Origin of the sequence: Sulfuricurvum sp., from assembly GCF_049277495.1 — a bacterium.
Lineage (GTDB): Bacteria > Campylobacterota > Campylobacteria > Campylobacterales > Sulfurimonadaceae > Sulfuricurvum.
Genome location: NZ_JBASYM010000035.1, coordinates 14,649 through 32,895, shown reverse-complemented (window position 1 = coordinate 32,895; position 18,247 = coordinate 14,649). Strand labels below are relative to the sequence as shown.

Below are 18,247 nucleotides of genomic sequence, written 5' to 3'. Positions count from 1 at the left end.
TTAATGCGCACTTTATTAAAAGCTGTTTGTCTCGCAAGTCTTCTCTCAACTCTCTCGATCGCCGATGATCGGATGGAAGAAGGACGCCGATACCTGATACGCGGGATCGCCGCGATCGAAATGGCCAAGTCGGATAAAGAGCTCTCCGGAGCCGCCGAGCAGTTTGCAAAAGCTACCCAAGTCGCCCCTGAGCTCTCAGCGGCGTGGTACAATCTGGGATCGGTGCAAACCAAACTCGGCCGATACAAAGAGGCGATGCACAGTTATCAGCGCTATCTGGAACTGAGCCCCAAAGCCGAAGACGCTCCGAAAATACGCGACGAAATTATCAAGCTCGAATACCGTATGGAACAGGCGGCTAAAGTTACCTCCCTTGCAGGAATATGGACCGGGCATAACGGGTGGACCTATACACTTGAAATGTCAGGCAATCATTTAAAACTTACTTCGGATCGCCGTCCTGACGATGATGATGTCATTTCAACCTATACACTCGTCGGAAAGGTCCCCGTCAGTGAACGACTCACCGATATATTTGATTTGGAAATGTCAGGGGTGGATTTAAGCGGAAAATGGAGCCGAAACGGCTTTCAAGCGGATAAATGCACAATTCCGCCGGACGGCGGCAGCGTAACAGGTGAAATATTCTATGATCAGAATAAAATCGTGTTACGCTACACACGCACAAAATACTCCGCAGCAACCCAAGTCAATGTCTTTGATGATTTTTGTATCAATGTCAAAGTCACCGATCGCAAAAGTGTCGAAGAAACCTTTGTCAAACAGGTCCAATAGCCCTACTTTGCTGAGGGGCTATCGATTTGCAATGCTAATTCCGAATAAATCCGTGCTTTTGCAATGTTGTAACGATGGGTTTGTCCACTCTTTTCCAACGACGCAATTTTTTGATTGAGCTGGATCATGCGGGCATTGATCGAGTTGCGGTTTTGCACTACCGTACTCTTGTCATCCCGTTCCGGTTGGGATAGCCCTGCGTATATTTTTGCCTGGTTGACATAGCCGCCGGTTGTATCCAGCGCATCGGCAATACTTTGCGTCGTTGCCGCCATCATGGCCGTAGACGAAGATATTTCTTTGAGAGCATTTTCAAGATCCTTGGCATCCGCTAATAATTTAGTATCGGCATATATCGCTAATTTGGATATATCCGCGGCACTCGCATTATTCGGGCTTAGTTTGTCAAAATTCTCCAGAAATGCATCCGAACTCTTTTTATATCGGTTCAGCGCACTTGCCGCTCCACCGAGATTCAAGACCGTTTTGGAAATCAGTTTGGTCGTATTCGATACTTCTCCCGCATAGGGAATCGGTAAAAAACGGACAACATTACTGATATAGACACTCGATTTCACCATATTGGCATAACTGTCTACCGTCCCTTTCATTGCATTGATGAATCCTTCAAACGATTCAATATTTTTTTTGTCTTCTCGCAGCAATTTGGCTACCCTGGATAGGTAATTGTATCCGTAGGTATTGAGCGATGCCGCAGTCATACACGGTTTTTGAGCCGGGAGAGGAGCTTGCGGGGAACAACCTCCCAATAGCACCAATACAGCCATCAGCACTATCGATCGCGGTACACTCGATCCCATCATATCATCCCCATCTCTTTCAGGGCTCGCCGTATTGCACCCGCAATCGATTCACCCGTACGTGCCGTATGTTCGTCCAGCTTTAATTTTTCACCCTTTGTCAGCGTCAAAAATACCTTTTCGCTTTGTTTGATATCGTCCATTTTTTTGGGCCGTCCGCCCGGATGTTTAGCGGTCTGAATCTCTTTGTGGGTTGAGAGCTCCCGTTGAGTTACCCGCGCCGCAAACTTATTCTCTTTGATCTCTTCCATTTCACCCTCCTTTTATACGGTCAAAAATACGCTAGACATTGGCATATTCCCGAATCTTGGTGTGCAGCTCACGAATCATATTCGAACTCTTCCGATAGGCATACCCTTTGATCCCTCCTTGCTGTGACAGCTCGATAATAGACCGGTTTTCATTGATCGCTGTTTGAAGCGCGACGCTCATCGGAATCGGAAACATCTCGATCTCATACCCCAGTGTCTCTTCGAATACGAACTTCGCATCATTGATGTCATTCTCTTTTTGGCTCATGTTCGGCACCATCAAGATCGGCTTATTTGCTGATGCGACCCGGACCAAAGTATCTACCGTTCCCTGAATCGTCTCGAGGGTCGGAATAAAAGGGATAATGATCAGATCCGAATAGCGGATTGCCTGATCGAGTTTGATATCATCAAACCCGCCGAAATCAAAAATCGTCTCCTCTAGGGGCTGCGCTAAATATTTTTCCTGTATCTCAATGCGGTTGACCCGCTCTGGCAATCGGTCCGACAAAGATCCATACGGATCGATTTCGCATCCCCGGAATCCAAACCCGGTAATGAGCTGATGGGCGATCATCGATTTTCCGACGCCCCCTTTAAAATTGACGATCGTAATGTTCATAATTCACCTTACTGAAAATAACTGTTAATTACAGTATTTTACCTACAAATAATAGTTTAAGTCAAGTTTTATACTGTAAATAACTACTATTTTTTTATATTTGGTATGCAGCAGTGGGGTTGTGGGATATCACTCCCGCAGAAGGATTAGACGAATAGAAACTCTTGCTTATAGAGAATATGAGCACTCGTCTCTTTAAAATCAGCCATTTTGGTAAGGACCTCTTCCATAGCGACATTCATACGGTTGCTGATTTCGAGGCATGTGAACATTTCGTGCATTGTCATTTTTCCACGGTACGCGATAATCGCCTGCTCCATCGGTCTATGATCCAGCCACGACAAAAAGTTTCCATTGTATGTCATTTGATCCCCTTTTTTTGAGGAAGATTGTTGCATGAGAGGATTACTGTCGTATTACGATTATTCAGTTTCTTCGGTGAAATATTTTTTTCCGATGGTGCATACTTCACACGGACTGCACACTTTTTTACTATACTAAAAATAAAAGGGACACTACGATGGCTATGCCAAGCGGTTCGGCATTAGTATTGGTTTTTGGAGTTGTTGTTTTATTATTCGGAGGGAAAAAAATCCGTAACTTGCAAAAGGGCTATTCAGAAATCCTGAATAGCGTTAAAATTCCTACCTCAACAAACGGATAAAAGCATCGATATAACTTTCATCCAATTGGGAGTTCATCTCTTTTTTCATTAACAATAAAGCCTCAAAGCTTGTATAGTTTGTACGAAAAGTCCGTTTGGTCGTTAATGCGTCAAATACATCGCAGATTCCCAGAATGCGCGCGAATACGGAAATCATTTTTCCGCGCAGACCCTGAGGATACCCGCTTCCGTCAAGTTTTTCATGATGGAAACGGACCCCATACAAAATTTTTTGATTGGTGATCCCATTATCCAGCAAAATTCCGTAGCCGGCATCGGAATGCCCTTTTACCAGCTCATACTCATCCTCATCCAAAGGGCCGGGTTTGAGCAGCATCTCTTTATCAATCCGAATTTTCCCGATATCATGCATTAATCCGGCAAAGGCGATTTCAACGAGCGCTTCCTTTGTCAAACCGAGTGCTTTCCCCAAAATAACCGATAAAAAAGCGACATTTGTACTATGGTTGTGCGTAGTATAGTCAGTCGGCATCCTATTCAGCATCACATGAATCGTTTTGACATCTATGCTGACATGTTCGACTAACTGCGTCGCACTCTCTTGAATAGCCTCTAAAGGAAGTTTTTCATCCTTCTTATTAAAAATGGCTTCTAACAAGTTTGATGTCACCGAATACACAACCTCAAGTTTTTCATCCAAGCCGTTTATTTGCGACAACATGTGAGACATTTTCGAAACCGTATCCACCATTTCCTCGGTATGCAGCCCATGCAATATAATTTCATTGCCGTTTTCATACGGTTCGCGATACACTTTGAGCTTTTCGGTATCATGTTTCAAAATATAGATCACGCCGTTTTTATCTATTTTGTCCAGTAAATTTTTAGAAATGATCGTACCGGCTTCAATAATAATGACATAATCGCCAAAACGTTTAATATAGCAATCAAACGGGATTGCGGCCCCTTCGATCAGACTGCTGGGATTGAGCGGCAGATATTTATAACTGATGACTCTCTGTACAACTCTTTGCACTCATTAACCTTTTCGTTTATACACAGTATTTATGACTAAATTCACTATTTTTGATCCCATCTTGTTCAGGCGTGACATTCTCTTTTATGACGGTACATTGCTTTATCCGCGGCATCGATAACCGCATTAAAATCCGATCCCAACGAAAACGGGGCAATTCCGTAGGAGAATCCGATTTTGAAACTCCCCTCTTTTGCTTTAAACAATGTATTTCCGCATTTTTGGATCATGGCTTCTATCTTTTTTTGAATAGCGGCCGCTGCTTCATGGGCATCAAAAATAACTAAAAATTCATCTCCGCCAAAACGGACCACCTTTCCTCCGCTCTCTTTCAGCTTTTGGGCTACATGCACCAACACTTTGTCGCCTACGACATGTCCATGCGTATCATTGATAGATTTAAATTTATCAAGATCAATAACAACAATCGTACCTTCCTCGGTATTGTGATCCAGATAGGTATCCTCCAGCCATTTTCGGTTATAGCTTTTGGTAAGTCCGTCTTCATATACAAGTTTTTGCAGTTCAAACATCTCATCACGCAGTACTTTTGTTTTTTCCAAAACCAGCTTCAAAAGCAATTTATCTTCATTTTTTATTGCTTCTATGGCTTGATCGGCACACAATGTTAAGGTAATAACATGGCGAACTATTTTGTCGTTCAATACTTCAGAAGAGAGAAGTTCTTCCGGCTTCAGTTCAATATTACATTTTTGAGCTGTTTCATTATAAATCTTTCCATATACTGCAGGAAAAACTACTGGCATCGATTCTATTGACTCTTTAACCAGCCTGGTAATTTTTTGATGCTCTGTATAAAGGTTTTCCAAATAATTTTCCTATTTACGATGATATTGCTCAAATAAACTTCTGACCGACATCATTATCTCCCTATTTATGAGATAAAAATGGCTTGAGTCGTTTGAAATTGTTTTAAACATATTTTATTATTTACGCGATTGAAATTCCATTAGAAAACCTAATTAGTTAAATCCCACGGGGTTCCGTCATAAAGATAAAAAGTCTTGGTAATATTGTTTTAAGAGAGGCTATTGGAAGGTTTAAAAAAAGGGGGATAAATTGTGGTGGAGGCGTCCGGGATTGAACCGGAGTCCTAAACCAAGATTGTAAAGGCGTCTACATGCTTAGTAACGTTGTTTGTTTTTCAGATACCTTCACACAACGTGCAAAGCTACAGCATCCAATTCTCTAAATTCATTCAAGTCCGAGACATTCCAAGAATATAGCTATCACAGGGGTTATACGCCAAGCCCTTCCGGTTATAGCATAGGAAGGTAGCGCAGTCCTAAATTAAATTAAACTTACGCTACAGCGTAAGCAGGACGGTAATTAGTGTTGTTTGCGTTTAAGCAATTGTGAGCCGTATAACGGAGTTGCTCAGTCCGGCAATGCAACCTAAACCTTCTTGATCCAGTCGAAGCCATGTCGCCCCCACAAAGATAACCGAAGTTATAGACGTATTATATCCAAAGCTGTGTAAATAGAAGATTGTTTATTGCTCTTGAAAAGTTATCCTGAAACCGTATTCGCGTTCCCGAAACCCCATCGAATCCTCATACGGGGCAGTAGCCCGAGACTGCGTCAGCGGATAGGTTTGTATCGTCATCGTCACGTCAGTATCAATATGAAGAGCGCTCAGTATGTTTTTCATCCCGCTGGCGATACTCCCCATCGGATCTAAAAGAAAATAGCTTATGTCGCCGATCGTCTTTGAACCGAAGACCCTACCTCCGTTCGCATCGAGTTTCCCTTCCAGAACATACATCCCTTCCCCCAGAAATGAGCCGAGCAAAGGGGTAAAAATCAAGTCCTGAATCGAAGGAACTTCGGCAACCGCTTCATAACCGTATTCCCAGAAGAAAGTCGACATCAGTGCAGAAAAGGCTGCCGACTCACCAACCGACATTCCGTCATTACGGGCCATGGTGTAATACCAGGCACCCGATACCGGATGCCCGATGTAGTTGATGACCCAGTCATCATGATCCCAAACCGGCGGAGTGGATACATGTTCATACCAGCGTTCTGAGAGTGATTTTTTCTGGAGCTCCTCAACATCCCAGCTGGTGATGCTCTGCGGAAGCAATGTTAAAAAACTGACGGAAGAGATCAGAAGAATCTGCAAGTAGACGGTATCTTCGATCACTCTCCGATACCGATAAGGAAGCTCTTCATTGACATTGATTGTTTGGGGAAGGTAGTCTTTTCCCTCATCGCTGCTCAGTCGCTGAAACTGCTCGCTGAAATTCTCCGACACAGCGTCGTGATGCGCGGATAAAGCTTCGCCACTGAGAGAAAAATCATAAACAGCCGACGCTTGAACTTCTGAAGACGGGTTTGTTTTCAACACATCATACAAAGAGTGATCGGCAGAAACGCTAATCGCTGCGAAGAGTAACAATACGGTTTTACGAAACATTAACCCTCTAATGCTCCGCGAGTGCTATTCATTGATCAGTGATTTAATCACTCGGGTAATCTCGCAGCATTTGGCAATTTTTTGCGTATTGTTCAACGTGTCATCCAGAAGGACGTTCACGATGGCCGAACCGACGATAACTCCGTCAGCCCCCTGCACTTTTTCACGGGCCGTTTGCTCATTCACACCGAATCCGACATACACCGGGGTCTTTGAATGGCGTTTGATCATTTCAAGAACCGGAAGCAAATCTTCGCTTTTTCCGCTTCCGGTAATACCGGCATAGGCAACGAGATAGATAAACTTACGCGCTTCTGCGGTAATGGTTGCGATCCGTGCCTCACCGTCGGTAGGCGCTACAAACGTGATATTTGCCAGATTGCGCGATTCAAATGCATCATGGTAGGCTTTTGCCTCTTCGTAAGGTACATCAGGGATGATGAGGCCATTGACACCGAGAGTTTGCATCGTATCGAGCAGACGCTCCACTCCGAATTGATAAAACGGGTTGAAATACCCCATCCATAAGGTGTCGATTTTAGGGGCAATCGCTTCGGAAATACTTAAAATATCAGCAAAACGAAATCCTGCCTTTAATGCTCGTTCATTGGCAGCTTCGATCACGGGACCATCGGCTACAGGATCAGAAAACGGAACCCCGAGTTCTAAGGTATCGACACCGCTTTCACCTAGCGCCAATGCCAGGTCAACGGTAAAATTTTTATCGGGATATCCCGCGGTAATGTATGCTACGAGTTGCTTCACGCTCTCTCCATATCGGGTAAAATTAAAAGGGAAAAATGGATTTTAGAGAGTTCATTGTCCATTTTGAAATCTTCTTGCCATTGCATAAACATATCAGAAACACTGATAAGCCATGTCACTGTCTCTTCATTGACGATTTTGTCTTTGCTGCGCAGCTGTTCTAGCGCATCTTCGACGAATGTGGATAAACGGGTCATCGGTTCAATTTGCAAATAGCCTGAAGCTGACTTGATATTATGGAAAATACGGAATAGCTCTTCGATTGAGCGATGGTAGCGCTCGGCATTGCTTAGATCAACCATAAGAGGCTCCATAATCTCCACCATTATGGCATAGTGATCTAAAAATTCGTCAATGATTTCAAAGTCAAAATTGGCCTCTAAATCGCTTCGTATTCCCATTCCCATGTTCTCCTATATCAAAAAATTATAGCGTTGTTTTGTTTAATATCCCCTCTTAGTTGCCACAGAATAGCAATGCATCTGAATTTTTGGGTAAACTACCATCATATTATTATAGAACGCCAACGAAGCTATGCCCGTTGGATTATGCTTGCCGCTATGGCACATGTCGTCGGCGGAAAGCTTAGCCGCAGGCGACAGTAAAACTTGCCTCTAAAAAGGCAGATATCGACATAGGATATTATAGTATGAAAAAACACACTATCGGCTCTATCCGAAAACGCAAAGGTGCTCAGCCGCTCGTTATGATTACGGCATACGATGCCCTTTTTGCCCGATTGTTTCAAGAAAGTGCCGACATTTTACTTGTCGGAGACAGTCTTAACATGAGTTTTGGCGGAAACCCGGATACTCTGAGCGCAACGATGGATCAGATGATCTACCATACCAATGCCGTCTGCAAAGGTGCATCGGATACTTTTGTCATCACCGATATGCCTTTTGGAACCTATACCGACGGGGTAACGGCTCTTGCCAATGCGATCCGCGTTTTTCGGGAAACACCCGCAGACGCCGTTAAAATCGAGGGCGGGTCCGATAAAGCACCGTTAGTACGCCATCTCACTTCCAACGGCATCGCTGTTTGCGGTCATATCGGGTTACTTCCTCAGGCCGTTCGTGCCGAGGGGGGATACAAGGTCAAAGGCAAATCCGAAGAAGAAGCCCTCTCCCTCATCGAAGATGCACAGGCCATTGAAAAAGCGGGTGCCTTTATCCTCGTCATCGAAGGGGTAAAAGCCGATGTTGCGACACGTGTCGCAAAAAGCGTTGCCATCCCCGTTATCGGAATCGGTGCAGGCAACGGTGTGGATGGGCAAGTGCTCGTTTTTTCCGATATGCTGGGTCTGTATGAGCCGTTTGTCCCTAAATTCGTCAAACAGTACATGAACGGTGCCCAGACGGTTAAAGAGGCCGTTGCCGAGTATGCCCAAGAAGTTCAGAACCGATCTTTTCCCGATGAAAACTATGTTTACTAACACCTTGAAAAAAATCTGCCTCGTTAGAGGCAAGCTTCAGTGCCATAGCGGCAAGCGTAGCAGTGGGAATTTTATTCCCGATGCGTTTTAAGGATCTAAATGGAACGTATCGTAGAGATTGAAAAATTTAACGCCGAAGAGACGACCGAAGTCTCATTGCGTCCGAGTGCCTGGAATGATTATATCGGGCAGGATCAGATCAAAAAAAATCTGGGTGTTTTTATCGAAGCAAGTTCCAAGAGGGGCGAAGCGCTCGATCACGTCCTTTTCTACGGCCCTCCGGGTCTGGGAAAAACAACATTAGCCCTCATCATCGCCAACGAGATGGGAAGCAACATCAAAGTCACAGCCGCCCCGATGATCGAAAAGAGCGGGGATTTGGCTGCCATCCTCACCAATCTCGAAGAGGGGGACATCCTCTTTATCGATGAGATTCACCGACTCTCGCCTGCGGTCGAAGAGATCCTCTACCCTTCTATGGAAGATTTTCGTCTCGACATCATCATCGGCAGCGGACCTGCGGCGCAGACAGTCAAAATCGATCTTCCCCGTTTTACCCTGATCGGTGCGACTACCCGCGCGGGGATGCTCTCCAACCCTCTGCGCGACCGTTTCGGTATGAACTTTCGACTCCAGTTTTACAGCCCCGACGAGCTCTGTTCTATCATTACCCAAGCGTCCGTTAAACTAGGGACCTCTATCGACAAAGAAGCGGCCCACGAAATCGCCAAACGTTCCCGCGGAACACCCCGTATCGCGCTGCGTCTGCTCAAGCGGGTACGTGACTTCGCCGAAGTTGCGAATGAAAGCACTATTTTGCATGAACGTTCCCGCTATGCGCTTGATCAACTCGGAATCAACGCACATGGATTCGATGAGATGGACATCCGGCTGCTGCAGCTGCTTATGGATGCCAAAGGAAGAGCCATGGGTCTCAGTACGATTGCCGCAGCCCTCAGCGAAGACGAAGGGACCATCGAAGATGTCCTCGAACCTTATCTGCTGGCAAACGGCTATTTGGAGCGGACTTCCCGCGGACGTCTGGCAACCCAAAAAACGCATGAGCTTCTCAAGTTCGGAACGCCTCAAACCGGTTTATTTGAATAATTTTCACTAAGGATAAATGACTGTGAAACGAGAACACTTTACGATCGTTTTGTTACTGGCTGTCACCTATGGAATGTATCGGCTCTATGAACCGTTCTGGATCAGTATCGTTGTCGCATCCCTCCTTGCTATCTCTACACACCATATCCAATTGGGATTTTTCAACCTGACCCGAAGCCGTTTTTGGGCATCGGCACTCTCCACATTGGTCCTTTCCGCTCTGTTTTTCGCTCCGGTGAGCTATTTTTTATTCCATTTTTCCGTTTTTCTCCAAAACCTTGATCCGGCCATGTTACAAAAAATTGACTTGCATCTACGCAGTTGGATCGCGCATCTTCCCCCGGCACTTTCCAATATCGAAGCCAAGATGGAAGTTTCTCTCAGCCGGTTTGATCCCGCAACTTTTGCCCAAAATTCCCTCGAGTATGCATCCAAGATCGGCGGTTTTGCGATGACGTTTCTCTCCCGCACCGTCTTTATTCTGGCTTTTTACTTTGTCGCACTCTATTACGGTAAAGAGATTTTCGAATTTTTCAAACGATCCGCCCATTTTCCCCAGCAGGAAAGCACCCTTATCATCTTTGAGATGCGCTCTTCCATGAGTGTCGTCTTTTATTCGATTCTTGCGACTGCCGTATTTGAGGGGGCATTGTTTGGAATCGCCGTAGAGTATATGGGATACAACGGATTGTTGTTCGGGATCATGTTCGGATTTGCTTCACTCATTCCGGTCATCGGAGGGGTTATCATGTGGCTCCCGTTTACCCTCTTTGAACTCTCCGTCGGCAATACCCAAAACGCCCTTTTTATCGCTTTGTATACAGTTATCGTCATCTCCCTCATCGCCGATACCTTTATCAAACCGGTTATTATCAAACTCATCAACAAAAAATTGATCAAACCCGAAGATAAAATCAATGAACTCATCATCTTTTTTGCCATTATTGCCGGCTTGGCGACCTTCGGATTTTGGGGGATGATTATCGGGCCCGCCATTACCGTACTCTTTCTGACATTGCTTCGGATCAGCGCTGATGCTATGCCGCAGGAAGAACAGAGCCATTAATACGGTTAATAGAGTATTGATCCACGATTATCACAATTAGCCTATGATGGTAAAGTTTAAAATCAGCAATGGAGAAAATAATGAAAAAGATTCTAAGTATCGCACTGATTCTCGGTGCAACCGCATTAATGGCATGCCCTATGGGTCAGGGTATGATGAACGGTCAGGGAATGATGGCCGGAAACTGCCAAGGGCCAATGATGGGTAAGTGCGGATGTGACACCTCAAAACTTCCCCCTTTCTTTGAGAATTTAGGCCTCAATGATCAGCAAAAAGAGGAAGTGAAAAAACTCCGTGAAGAGGGAAAAGCGTTCCATAACCGACAACACGAAAAAATGATGGCGATTCTTACTCCTGAACAGCGTACCAAACTCGATGCATTACGTCCGATGAACGGCAAAAAATGCAATATGAAAGGACCGATGTCCGGAAAAATGAGTCAGCCGATGGGACAGCCTGCTATGCCGGAAAAGATGGTAGATGAAAAAATGCCTGCGAGCGGTATGTAATCTAAAATAATGCAGGAAGCAAAGCATGATTAAAATCCTCCTGATCGAAGACGACCTGGAAATTTCCGATCTATTGGGACAATATCTCGGACGCTATCAGATGGAGGTCATTGCTTACGCTCATCCCAAAGCAGCCCTTGCTTCTTTGGGAATCGAATCGTATGATTTGGTTTTGCTCGACCTGACTCTTCCCGAAATGGATGGACTGGATGTATGTAAAGCGCTTCGAGAGCGCAGTGACATTCCGATCATCATCTCTTCGGCTCGGAGTGATTTGGGAGACAAAGTGATCGCACTCGAACTGGGTGCGGATGATTACCTCCCCAAGCCCTATGAGCCGAGAGAACTCGTTGCCCGGATACAGAGTCTCCTCCGCCGGATCAACGGCAAAACCATCCAGGCCAGCAGCGATACTTTCCGCGTCGATGAAAACGGGATTTACAAAGAGGGTGAGCTTCTCCCCCTGACCCGTGCGGAATTTGAGCTCTTGGCCCTTTTAATCAAACACCGCCGCCAAATCATCTCCCGTGACTTTATCGCCAATAACGTCGAATCGATCGGGTGGGAGAGTTCGGAGCGGAGCATCGATGTCCTCATCAGCCGAATTCGTCAAAAAGTGGAAGCCAATCCTAAACACCCTACCCTCATCCGTTCCATTCGAGGAATGGGATATCAGTTTACCCTATGATTTCACGCCGCCACTCCGTATTTTTCAAGCTCCATTTTTTCTTTTTTTTGGCGCTTGTTGTTTTAGTTTTACTGTTTCTCTCGGCATTGCATGAACAGGAACTGCAAAAATTCCGTCTTCTTACGCACCGTTCTATGGAACTTTCCCGTATCCTTGAAGAGACGCAAAGCCGAACCTGTATGGAGCAAACTACAGAGCTCAAAGAGGCCGGTTTCAAAACGATTGAAGCGGTATCCCCAAATATGGAGATGATTCCCCTCCCTCCGCCGATGCGTTCAAAACTCCATTCCCGAAATATCCGCGTCACGATCTACCGGGATGACAGCGGGTTCATCTATGCATTAGAACGCGAACACTGTATGATGTATTATCGTGATACGGCAGAAAAGACAACCTACTATTTCGTCTGGTCTTTGTTTTTTGCCCTCTTGGGCGGTCTGGTGAGTATGTATCTGCTCCTCTGGCGCAACCTCAAACCGCTCAAATCTCTTTATGAGCAGATACAGCGCTATGGAGAGGGGGAAGAGATCCTCAACACCCAAAGCAACGGCAAAGATGAAATTGCCCTTATCTCCAATGCCCTGCATGATGCCCTCATGAAGCAAAACAAGCTCAAAAAGTCCCGTGAGCTTTTTTTACGCAATATTATGCATGAGCTTAAAACCCCTATCACCAAGGGGAAACTCATCGTTGAGCTCGAAGAGCCGAGCCCTAACCGAACTATGCTGGGCAAACTCTTTAATCGTCTCGAACATCTGATCCATCAAATGGCACAGATTGAAAAGGTTCATGCATTCGCTCTGGTGAAAACTCCTCAGCAAATCGATTCTATGATTCACACCGCTATGAGTAATCTGATGATCGAAGAAGAGGTTCTCCAGATGAGCGGGTGCGATCGAACGATTACGGTAGATGTTCCCCTCTTTACCAGTGCCTTGCAGAACCTTATCGATAATGCCGTGCGTCACGCCTCGTCGTATCCGGTACATATCGACTGTGATGAGGAAAAAATCTGTGTCCGAAACAGCGGCGAACCGCTTAAACGTCCGGTCGAAGAGGCATTGCAGGCTTTTGTAACCGAACGGGGAGACGGAGAACTGGGGTTAGGACTCTATATTGCCCAATCCATCGCAGACTTGCACCAGTTTACGCTGGATTACCAATATGAAGACGGGGTTCACGCCTTTTGTATACGGTTTTGAATCCATAGCCAGCAAAGAGCTGAAACGAGCGCCATAGCTAAACTCAACGCCATCCCCAGCGTCATCCATTGACCGAGTATATACCCGATCTGCGCATCCGGCGCACGGTAAAATTCGACCGAAGCGCGGCCGATTCCATATAAAAATCCGTACAACAGGATCAATTCGCCTTCAAACGCTTTGCGCTTGCGATAGGCATAGATAATCACGAAAACGACGATTCCCTCGACAAACGCTTCGTAAAGCTGTGAAGGGTGGCGCAGAGTGTCGTACACATAGATTCCCCACGGTACATCGGTAGCACGTCCTACCAGCTCCTGATTGAGAAAATTCCCGATCCGGCCGAACACATATCCCAGAGGGACCGAAACCGCGACCAAATCCATCAAACGGCCGAAAGGAACCCCATGGCGGCGATGATACCAGTACGATCCGATTAAAAAGCCCACGATCGCCCCGTGAAAACTCATTCCCCGGATTCCGACGAACTGACCGTCGATAAAAGGGTTGAAAATCTGCCACGGCTGGGTCAGATAATACGACGTATGGGAATCGTAAAAAAGGATATACCCCAACCGCGCACCGAGAATAACACCGATTTCCGCATAGATAAAATAATCATCCAGCTGCTCTTTCGTGATGGCGATATTGTCTTTCTTTACAATCCACTTGGCGATCATCAGTGCCGAGAGAAGGGCAAGGACATACATAAGCCCGTACCAATGGACGGGAATCGAAAAGAGGTTAAAGGCTACCGGATTAAAATGCTCGTAAATATGGTTCCAAAATTCCATTATGATCACTTATTTCTGATGCTGATGCTGCGCTGAGATATGAGTCACTATTTCGAGATTCTCATTCAGACGGTATGCTTTCCCGAATCCCATGACGGCACTTCCGCTTTTCGGGGAGAGTTTAAAGAGATGGAAGTCACCCATACTGCAGAGTGATGCGACCAGTTCCGGATCAAAGTGGGCTTTAAAACGGTCAATGACTTGCGAAAAGTTCTCTTCATCCGATCCTACTTCAGAGACACCCGCTTCGATCGTCACCCTTTTGCGGGCGAAGGGCTGAATGCATTGAGACTCATCTTCGGCAAAAAGCAATGAGACTTTCTGCGCTGCCAAAAGGTTCCGCCCGTGCTGAGCTACGGTACTGATGAGAATATAGAAATTATTCTCCAGCCGAATATACGGAGCCGTACTCGCATGCGGTTCGCCATCTGGGGTAATAGAAGCCATTACCAGGGTTTGAAATGTCTCTAAAAACGATTCGACCTCGATGGTTGTCATGATTGTCCCTTCAGTGCTTCGGCGATCAGTTCGATCGGATTTTTAAAGACGACATCGACATTCGCCTCGTTCATGGAATTATTGATCTGCATTCGGCATGCGCTGCACTCAGCGGTAACCACCTGGGCCCCTGTTTTAGCGATCATGGCGGCTTTCGGTCTCCCTACGGCTTGGGCGAAATGGAAATTTTCCGTCTGCATCGTCACACCGCCGAATCCGCAGCAGGCATTCGGGTCACTCATCTCGGTAATCGTATAGTTCTGGGAAACAAGGCGGCGAGGCTCTTGATAAACACCCTGCATTTTACGGGCATGGCACGGATCATGATAGGTCACTACGGCATCACTTCGCCCTTTGCTGGCCAATAATGATTTGAGCTCCGTTTTTTGCTCCAGCCACTCGGTCGCCATAAAGATCTTGCCTTTGAGTTTTTTGGCCCGTTCCAGCCATTCGGGCTGATCGTGAAAGAAATGTTCGTAATCGATTTTGATCATCGCGCTGCAGGTCGCTTCAGGGATGATAATCGCTTCGACTTCATCGATAAAACTCTCAAAATACTCAATATTCTTTTTGGCATTATGATCGACGGTTGCAAAGTCGCCGGTGAAATAGGCCGGGGCTCCGCAGCAAAGCTGTTTTTTGGGGATAAAAGCATCCACTTCCAGCGCTTCCAATATCTCCAGCAAACCTTTCCCGATCTCCGTGTAATTGTAATTTGCCAAACACCCGATAAAAATAGCAACCCGGCGTTTGCCGCCATGAGGAATATTTTCAGGATAACTGTTCAAAAAGGACGTTTTCCCCATCGACGGCAAAAGACGGTCTTTTTTGATAATCGGCAAATTGAACCGCGGTTCCATCGAGTTCAGTTCCGCTTTGATTTTGAATCCGCAGGTTTGAAAGACGTAACCGAGTTTAAACAGGATATCCATCAGTCTGCGATGACGAAGAAGAAAGAAAAATCCCCGCTTAAACCATGCTATTCCGTATTTATCGGCGAGATCGGCACGAACCTGTTCGATCACCATATCGGTCGGAAGGTCTTTCGGACAGACATCCGTACAATTGGTACACAAAAAGCAGGTCTCAAAAATCGCCTTGGCATTTTTGTCCAATTCCAACTGTCCGCGTTGATATGCCCCGAGCAGATCGATAAATCCGCGTGGAGAGGTGACCTCATCGGGATTGACATTGTGAATCGTACACACCGGAATACATTTCCCGCATTTTATGCAGGCATCCGAGGTTTCGGTAAAATTAAAGAGTTCGCGCGGTTCCATGGTTACACCGTTTTACTAAACGCTTTGTCACTCATCGAGTGACGCTTCATATAAGCATCAAAAGGCATCGCGATATTACGGATCAGGAGGGTTCCCGTCGTCGAACATTCAATCGCTTCATTGCTCATCGTGAGCAATCCGTCCTCTTCAAACGGCTTAAGCGCTTCCAGAGCATCGGCAAAATATTCTGCAAATTTTACTCCGTACAGTCTCTCGAAACGGACGATATCGAGTTTAAAATTACTCATCAGCTCCATAATGACATATTGACGGATACGATCATCCTCATTGAGTGCTACTCCGCGTTCATGCGGCAATCTGCCCGCATCGATAGCCGCTTCATACCCTTCCATCTCTTTGAAGTTTTGCGCGTAGTAATCCGCCCCTTCCCCGATAGAGGTGAGACCGATACCGATCAGGTCTGCTCCCCCTTTGGTAGTATAGCCCTGGAAATTACGGTGCAGTTCACCTTTCTCAATCGCTTTGAAAAGCTCATCTTCAGCACGGGCAAAATGGTCCATTCCGATCATTCGGTAGCCGTTAGACTCCATATGGTCGATCGTGTAACGCATGATGGCAAGTTTTTCCGCCGGATGAGGAAGTGTCGTCTCATCAATTTTACGCATTGTTTTTTTGAGCCACGGCACATGGGCATAGTTGAAAACAGCGAAGCGGTCGGCATTCAATGTGAGCGAAAGGTCAAGGGTTTTTTTGAATGTCTCCAGACTCTGGTACGGCAAACCGTAGATCAAATCGACATTGACACTTACCATGTTGTATTTGCGCGCCAAATCCATCGCCGCTTTGGTGATATCGTACGGTTGGACGCGGTGGACGGCAACTTGTACCTTCTCATCAAAATCCTGGATCCCGAAACTCACACGGTTAAATCCCGCATCACTCATCACTTTCATCTGTTCTTCGTTGATATGGCGAGGATCGATCTCACAGCTGATCTCGGCATCAGGCGCAAAGTTTTTAAAATGGCTCTTGATCGCACTGATGATTCGGTTCAACTGATCCGCATCGAAAAACGTCGGTGTCCCTCCCCCGAAATGGAGCTGAATGACCGAACGGTTTATATCGATATGGGTACTTAAAATTTGGAGTTCACGAAGTAGATAATCGATATAACGCTCTTTTTTATCCTCTTTGGAGGTAAAGACGACGTTACAGCCGCAGAAATAGCAGGCATTCTTACAAAACGGCAAGTGGAAATAGAGCGATAACGGACGTGCAGGATCTTGAGCATGTAGCTTTGCGAGATAGCTGTCGTAATCAAAGGCCTCGCTAAATTCGAGTGCTGTCGGATAACTCGTATAGCGCGGTCCCGGTTTAGAATATTTGGTAAATTTATCAAAATCAAGCATAGTCATCCTATCGTTCCCTGTGAATGACGCGATTATGCCCCTTTTGCGTTGAATAACGGATAAAAAAGAAACATTATTCTATTATCCCGAGAAAAATTTCCTCTTCTGTACAGTTTATTTCCTTACTTTATTCTATAGTGTGATAGAATTATCACATTATATTATAGCAATTTCGAAAAGAGGGTTTATGAGCGCTATCAAAGTATTAGTCGTGGAAGATGATGAAGTAACTGCCATCAATTTAAAAATGTCTTTAGAAAAACAAGGTTACGACGTCATATCCCTTGCTGACAATGCGGTGACCGCACGTAATAAAATCAAAATCTACAACCCGGACATTGCTCTGATTGACATCGGACTCCAAAAGACCATGGACGGTATTGAACTGGCACAATATATCCGTGATAAAAAACAGCTTCCCTTCATTTATCTGACAGCTCACTCGGATAATGAGATGCTCTCCAAAGCTAAACGGACGGAACCTTACGGCTATATCGTTAAACCGTTTGATCCGATCAATCTTCACACCACCATCCAAATGGCCCTGTACCGGTTTAAAGAAGAGAAAAAACGAAATTCCAATATCGATGAACTCAAATCCGACCGGGAAGAGCTCGAGAAGCTGGTCTACGCCAAAAAGCTTTCCGATAAACCGATCGTCGAATTTGGTGAGGGGTACCGCCATGACACGGGACTGGGTGAAACTTACTACCAAGACCAAAAGATCAAACTCACCAAAAAAGAGAACGCATTCATCCGTCTCTTAGTGGCACAATTGGGAAGCGTCGTTGATTTTGAACAGGCAATCAACTACGTCTGGGAAGCCAAAGGGGCAACCGATAACAGCGTCCGAACGCTGGTCTGGAGACTCCGAAACAAGCTCCCGACCGATGTCATTAAAAATGCGTCCGGCGTCGGATACTATCTCGAAGAATAACGG

22 protein-coding genes and 1 other RNA gene are annotated in these 18,247 nt (G+C 45.8%); 9 read left to right on the top strand and 14 right to left on the bottom strand.

The window, feature by feature from the left end; translation table 11 throughout:
* Positions 1 to 3 precede the first annotated feature (3 nt).
* Positions 4 to 795 (top strand): tetratricopeptide repeat protein, encoded by a 792-nt coding sequence (locus WAO38_RS07070; protein WP_422235686.1) that lies wholly within the window; start codon positions 4 to 6, stop codon positions 793 to 795.
* 2 nt (positions 796 to 797) lie between these two features.
* On the opposite strand, the gene WAO38_RS07065 is transcribed toward WAO38_RS07070, so the two are convergent.
* The 10 genes from WAO38_RS07065 to WAO38_RS07020 all read right to left on the bottom strand — a co-directional run bounded on the left by WAO38_RS07065 (position 798) and on the right by WAO38_RS07020 (position 7,762).
* Positions 798 to 1,619: a hypothetical protein gene (locus WAO38_RS07065; RefSeq protein WP_422235684.1), complete on the bottom strand. Its 822-nt coding sequence runs from the start codon at positions 1,617 to 1,619 to the stop codon at positions 798 to 800.
* A complete protein-coding gene (locus WAO38_RS07060) occupies positions 1,616 to 1,867 on the bottom strand; it encodes a hypothetical protein (RefSeq protein WP_422235683.1) in 252 nt (83 codons plus the stop codon). Before WAO38_RS07060 ends, WAO38_RS07065 begins: the two co-directional genes overlap by 4 nt.
* Before the next feature lie 31 nt (positions 1,868 to 1,898).
* Positions 1,899 to 2,489, bottom strand: coding sequence for a ParA family protein (locus WAO38_RS07055; protein ID WP_422235681.1), 591 nt, complete (start codon positions 2,487 to 2,489; stop codon positions 1,899 to 1,901).
* A gap of 146 nt (positions 2,490 to 2,635) precedes the next feature.
* A complete protein-coding gene (locus tag WAO38_RS07050) occupies positions 2,636 to 2,854 on the bottom strand; it encodes a hypothetical protein (RefSeq protein ID WP_422235679.1) in 219 nt (72 codons plus the stop codon).
* Positions 2,855 to 3,133: 279 nt separating this feature from the next.
* Positions 3,134 to 4,150 carry an HD-GYP domain-containing protein gene (locus tag WAO38_RS07045; RefSeq protein WP_422235677.1) on the bottom strand — a complete coding sequence of 339 codons (1,017 nt, stop codon included), beginning with the start codon at positions 4,148 to 4,150 and terminating at the stop codon, positions 3,134 to 3,136.
* A 65-nt stretch (positions 4,151 to 4,215) separates the two neighbouring features.
* Positions 4,216 to 4,917 carry a GGDEF domain-containing protein gene (locus WAO38_RS07040; protein ID WP_422235675.1) on the bottom strand — a complete coding sequence of 234 codons (702 nt, stop codon included), beginning with the start codon at positions 4,915 to 4,917 and terminating at the stop codon, positions 4,216 to 4,218.
* A gap of 316 nt (positions 4,918 to 5,233) precedes the next feature.
* Positions 5,234 to 5,604, bottom strand: a transfer-messenger RNA (tmRNA) gene (gene ssrA, locus WAO38_RS07035).
* A 59-nt stretch (positions 5,605 to 5,663) separates the two neighbouring features.
* The gene (locus tag WAO38_RS07030) at positions 5,664 to 6,590 is read right to left on the bottom strand and encodes a DUF3943 domain-containing protein (protein WP_422235673.1); all 927 of its coding nucleotides are present in this window, start codon (positions 6,588 to 6,590) and stop codon (positions 5,664 to 5,666) included.
* A 24-nt stretch (positions 6,591 to 6,614) separates the two neighbouring features.
* Positions 6,615 to 7,355 carry a tryptophan synthase subunit alpha gene (gene trpA / locus WAO38_RS07025; RefSeq protein WP_422235671.1) on the bottom strand — a complete coding sequence of 247 codons (741 nt, stop codon included), beginning with the start codon at positions 7,353 to 7,355 and terminating at the stop codon, positions 6,615 to 6,617.
* A complete protein-coding gene (locus WAO38_RS07020; RefSeq protein ID WP_422235669.1) occupies positions 7,352 to 7,762 on the bottom strand; it encodes an Hpt domain-containing protein in 411 nt (136 codons plus the stop codon). The genes trpA and WAO38_RS07020 overlap by 4 nt, the downstream gene beginning before the upstream one ends.
* Positions 7,763 to 7,831: 69 nt before the next feature.
* Here WAO38_RS07020 and WAO38_RS07015 point away from each other — a divergent pair, with 69 nt between their 5' ends.
* The 7 genes from WAO38_RS07015 (at position 7,832) to WAO38_RS06985 (ending at position 13,365) form a co-directional block, all read left to right on the top strand.
* Positions 7,832 to 7,960: a hypothetical protein gene (locus tag WAO38_RS07015; protein WP_422235667.1), complete on the top strand. Its 129-nt coding sequence runs from the start codon at positions 7,832 to 7,834 to the stop codon at positions 7,958 to 7,960.
* A 44-nt stretch (positions 7,961 to 8,004) separates the two neighbouring features.
* Positions 8,005 to 8,793, top strand: coding sequence for a 3-methyl-2-oxobutanoate hydroxymethyltransferase (gene panB / locus WAO38_RS07010; protein WP_422235665.1), 789 nt, complete (start codon positions 8,005 to 8,007; stop codon positions 8,791 to 8,793).
* A 99-nt stretch (positions 8,794 to 8,892) separates the two neighbouring features.
* Entirely contained in the window at positions 8,893 to 9,900 is a 1,008-nt protein-coding gene (ruvB, locus tag WAO38_RS07005; protein WP_422235663.1) for a Holliday junction branch migration DNA helicase RuvB, read from the top strand.
* A 22-nt stretch (positions 9,901 to 9,922) separates the two neighbouring features.
* On the top strand, positions 9,923 to 10,966 hold the full coding sequence (locus WAO38_RS07000) for an AI-2E family transporter (RefSeq protein ID WP_422235661.1): 1,044 nt from the start codon (positions 9,923 to 9,925) through the stop codon (positions 10,964 to 10,966).
* Positions 10,967 to 11,046: 80 nt separating this feature from the next.
* Positions 11,047 to 11,475, top strand: coding sequence for a hypothetical protein (locus WAO38_RS06995; RefSeq protein ID WP_422235659.1), 429 nt, complete (start codon positions 11,047 to 11,049; stop codon positions 11,473 to 11,475).
* Between the two features lie 25 nt (positions 11,476 to 11,500).
* Positions 11,501 to 12,163, top strand: coding sequence for a response regulator transcription factor (locus WAO38_RS06990; protein ID WP_422235658.1), 663 nt, complete (start codon positions 11,501 to 11,503; stop codon positions 12,161 to 12,163).
* Complete coding sequence (locus tag WAO38_RS06985; RefSeq protein ID WP_422235656.1) at positions 12,160 to 13,365, top strand: ArsS family sensor histidine kinase; 1,206 nt, start codon at positions 12,160 to 12,162, stop codon at positions 13,363 to 13,365. Before WAO38_RS06990 ends, WAO38_RS06985 begins: the two co-directional genes overlap by 4 nt.
* Here the strand turns inward: WAO38_RS06985 and lgt are convergent.
* Genes lgt through hemN form a run of 4 tightly spaced genes read right to left on the bottom strand, consistent with a single transcriptional unit; the run spans position 13,341 to position 17,307 of the window.
* Entirely contained in the window at positions 13,341 to 14,159 is an 819-nt protein-coding gene (gene lgt / locus WAO38_RS06980) for a prolipoprotein diacylglyceryl transferase (protein WP_422235654.1), read from the bottom strand. The two genes, WAO38_RS06985 and lgt, sit on opposite strands and share 25 nt — an antisense overlap.
* A 9-nt stretch (positions 14,160 to 14,168) precedes the next feature.
* Positions 14,169 to 14,657, bottom strand: coding sequence for a HugZ family protein (locus WAO38_RS06975; RefSeq protein ID WP_422235652.1), 489 nt, complete (start codon positions 14,655 to 14,657; stop codon positions 14,169 to 14,171).
* The gene (locus WAO38_RS06970) at positions 14,654 to 15,937 is read right to left on the bottom strand and encodes a (Fe-S)-binding protein (RefSeq protein ID WP_422235651.1); all 1,284 of its coding nucleotides are present in this window, start codon (positions 15,935 to 15,937) and stop codon (positions 14,654 to 14,656) included. Before WAO38_RS06970 ends, WAO38_RS06975 begins: the two co-directional genes overlap by 4 nt.
* A 2-nt stretch (positions 15,938 to 15,939) precedes the next feature.
* Entirely contained in the window at positions 15,940 to 17,307 is a 1,368-nt protein-coding gene (gene hemN / locus WAO38_RS06965) for an oxygen-independent coproporphyrinogen III oxidase (protein WP_422235649.1), read from the bottom strand.
* 187 nt (positions 17,308 to 17,494) lie between these two features.
* On the opposite strand from hemN, the gene WAO38_RS06960 reads away from it, so the two are divergent.
* Entirely contained in the window at positions 17,495 to 18,244 is a 750-nt protein-coding gene (locus tag WAO38_RS06960) for a response regulator transcription factor (protein ID WP_422235647.1), read from the top strand.
* The last annotated feature ends 3 nt before the right edge of the window (positions 18,245 to 18,247 follow it).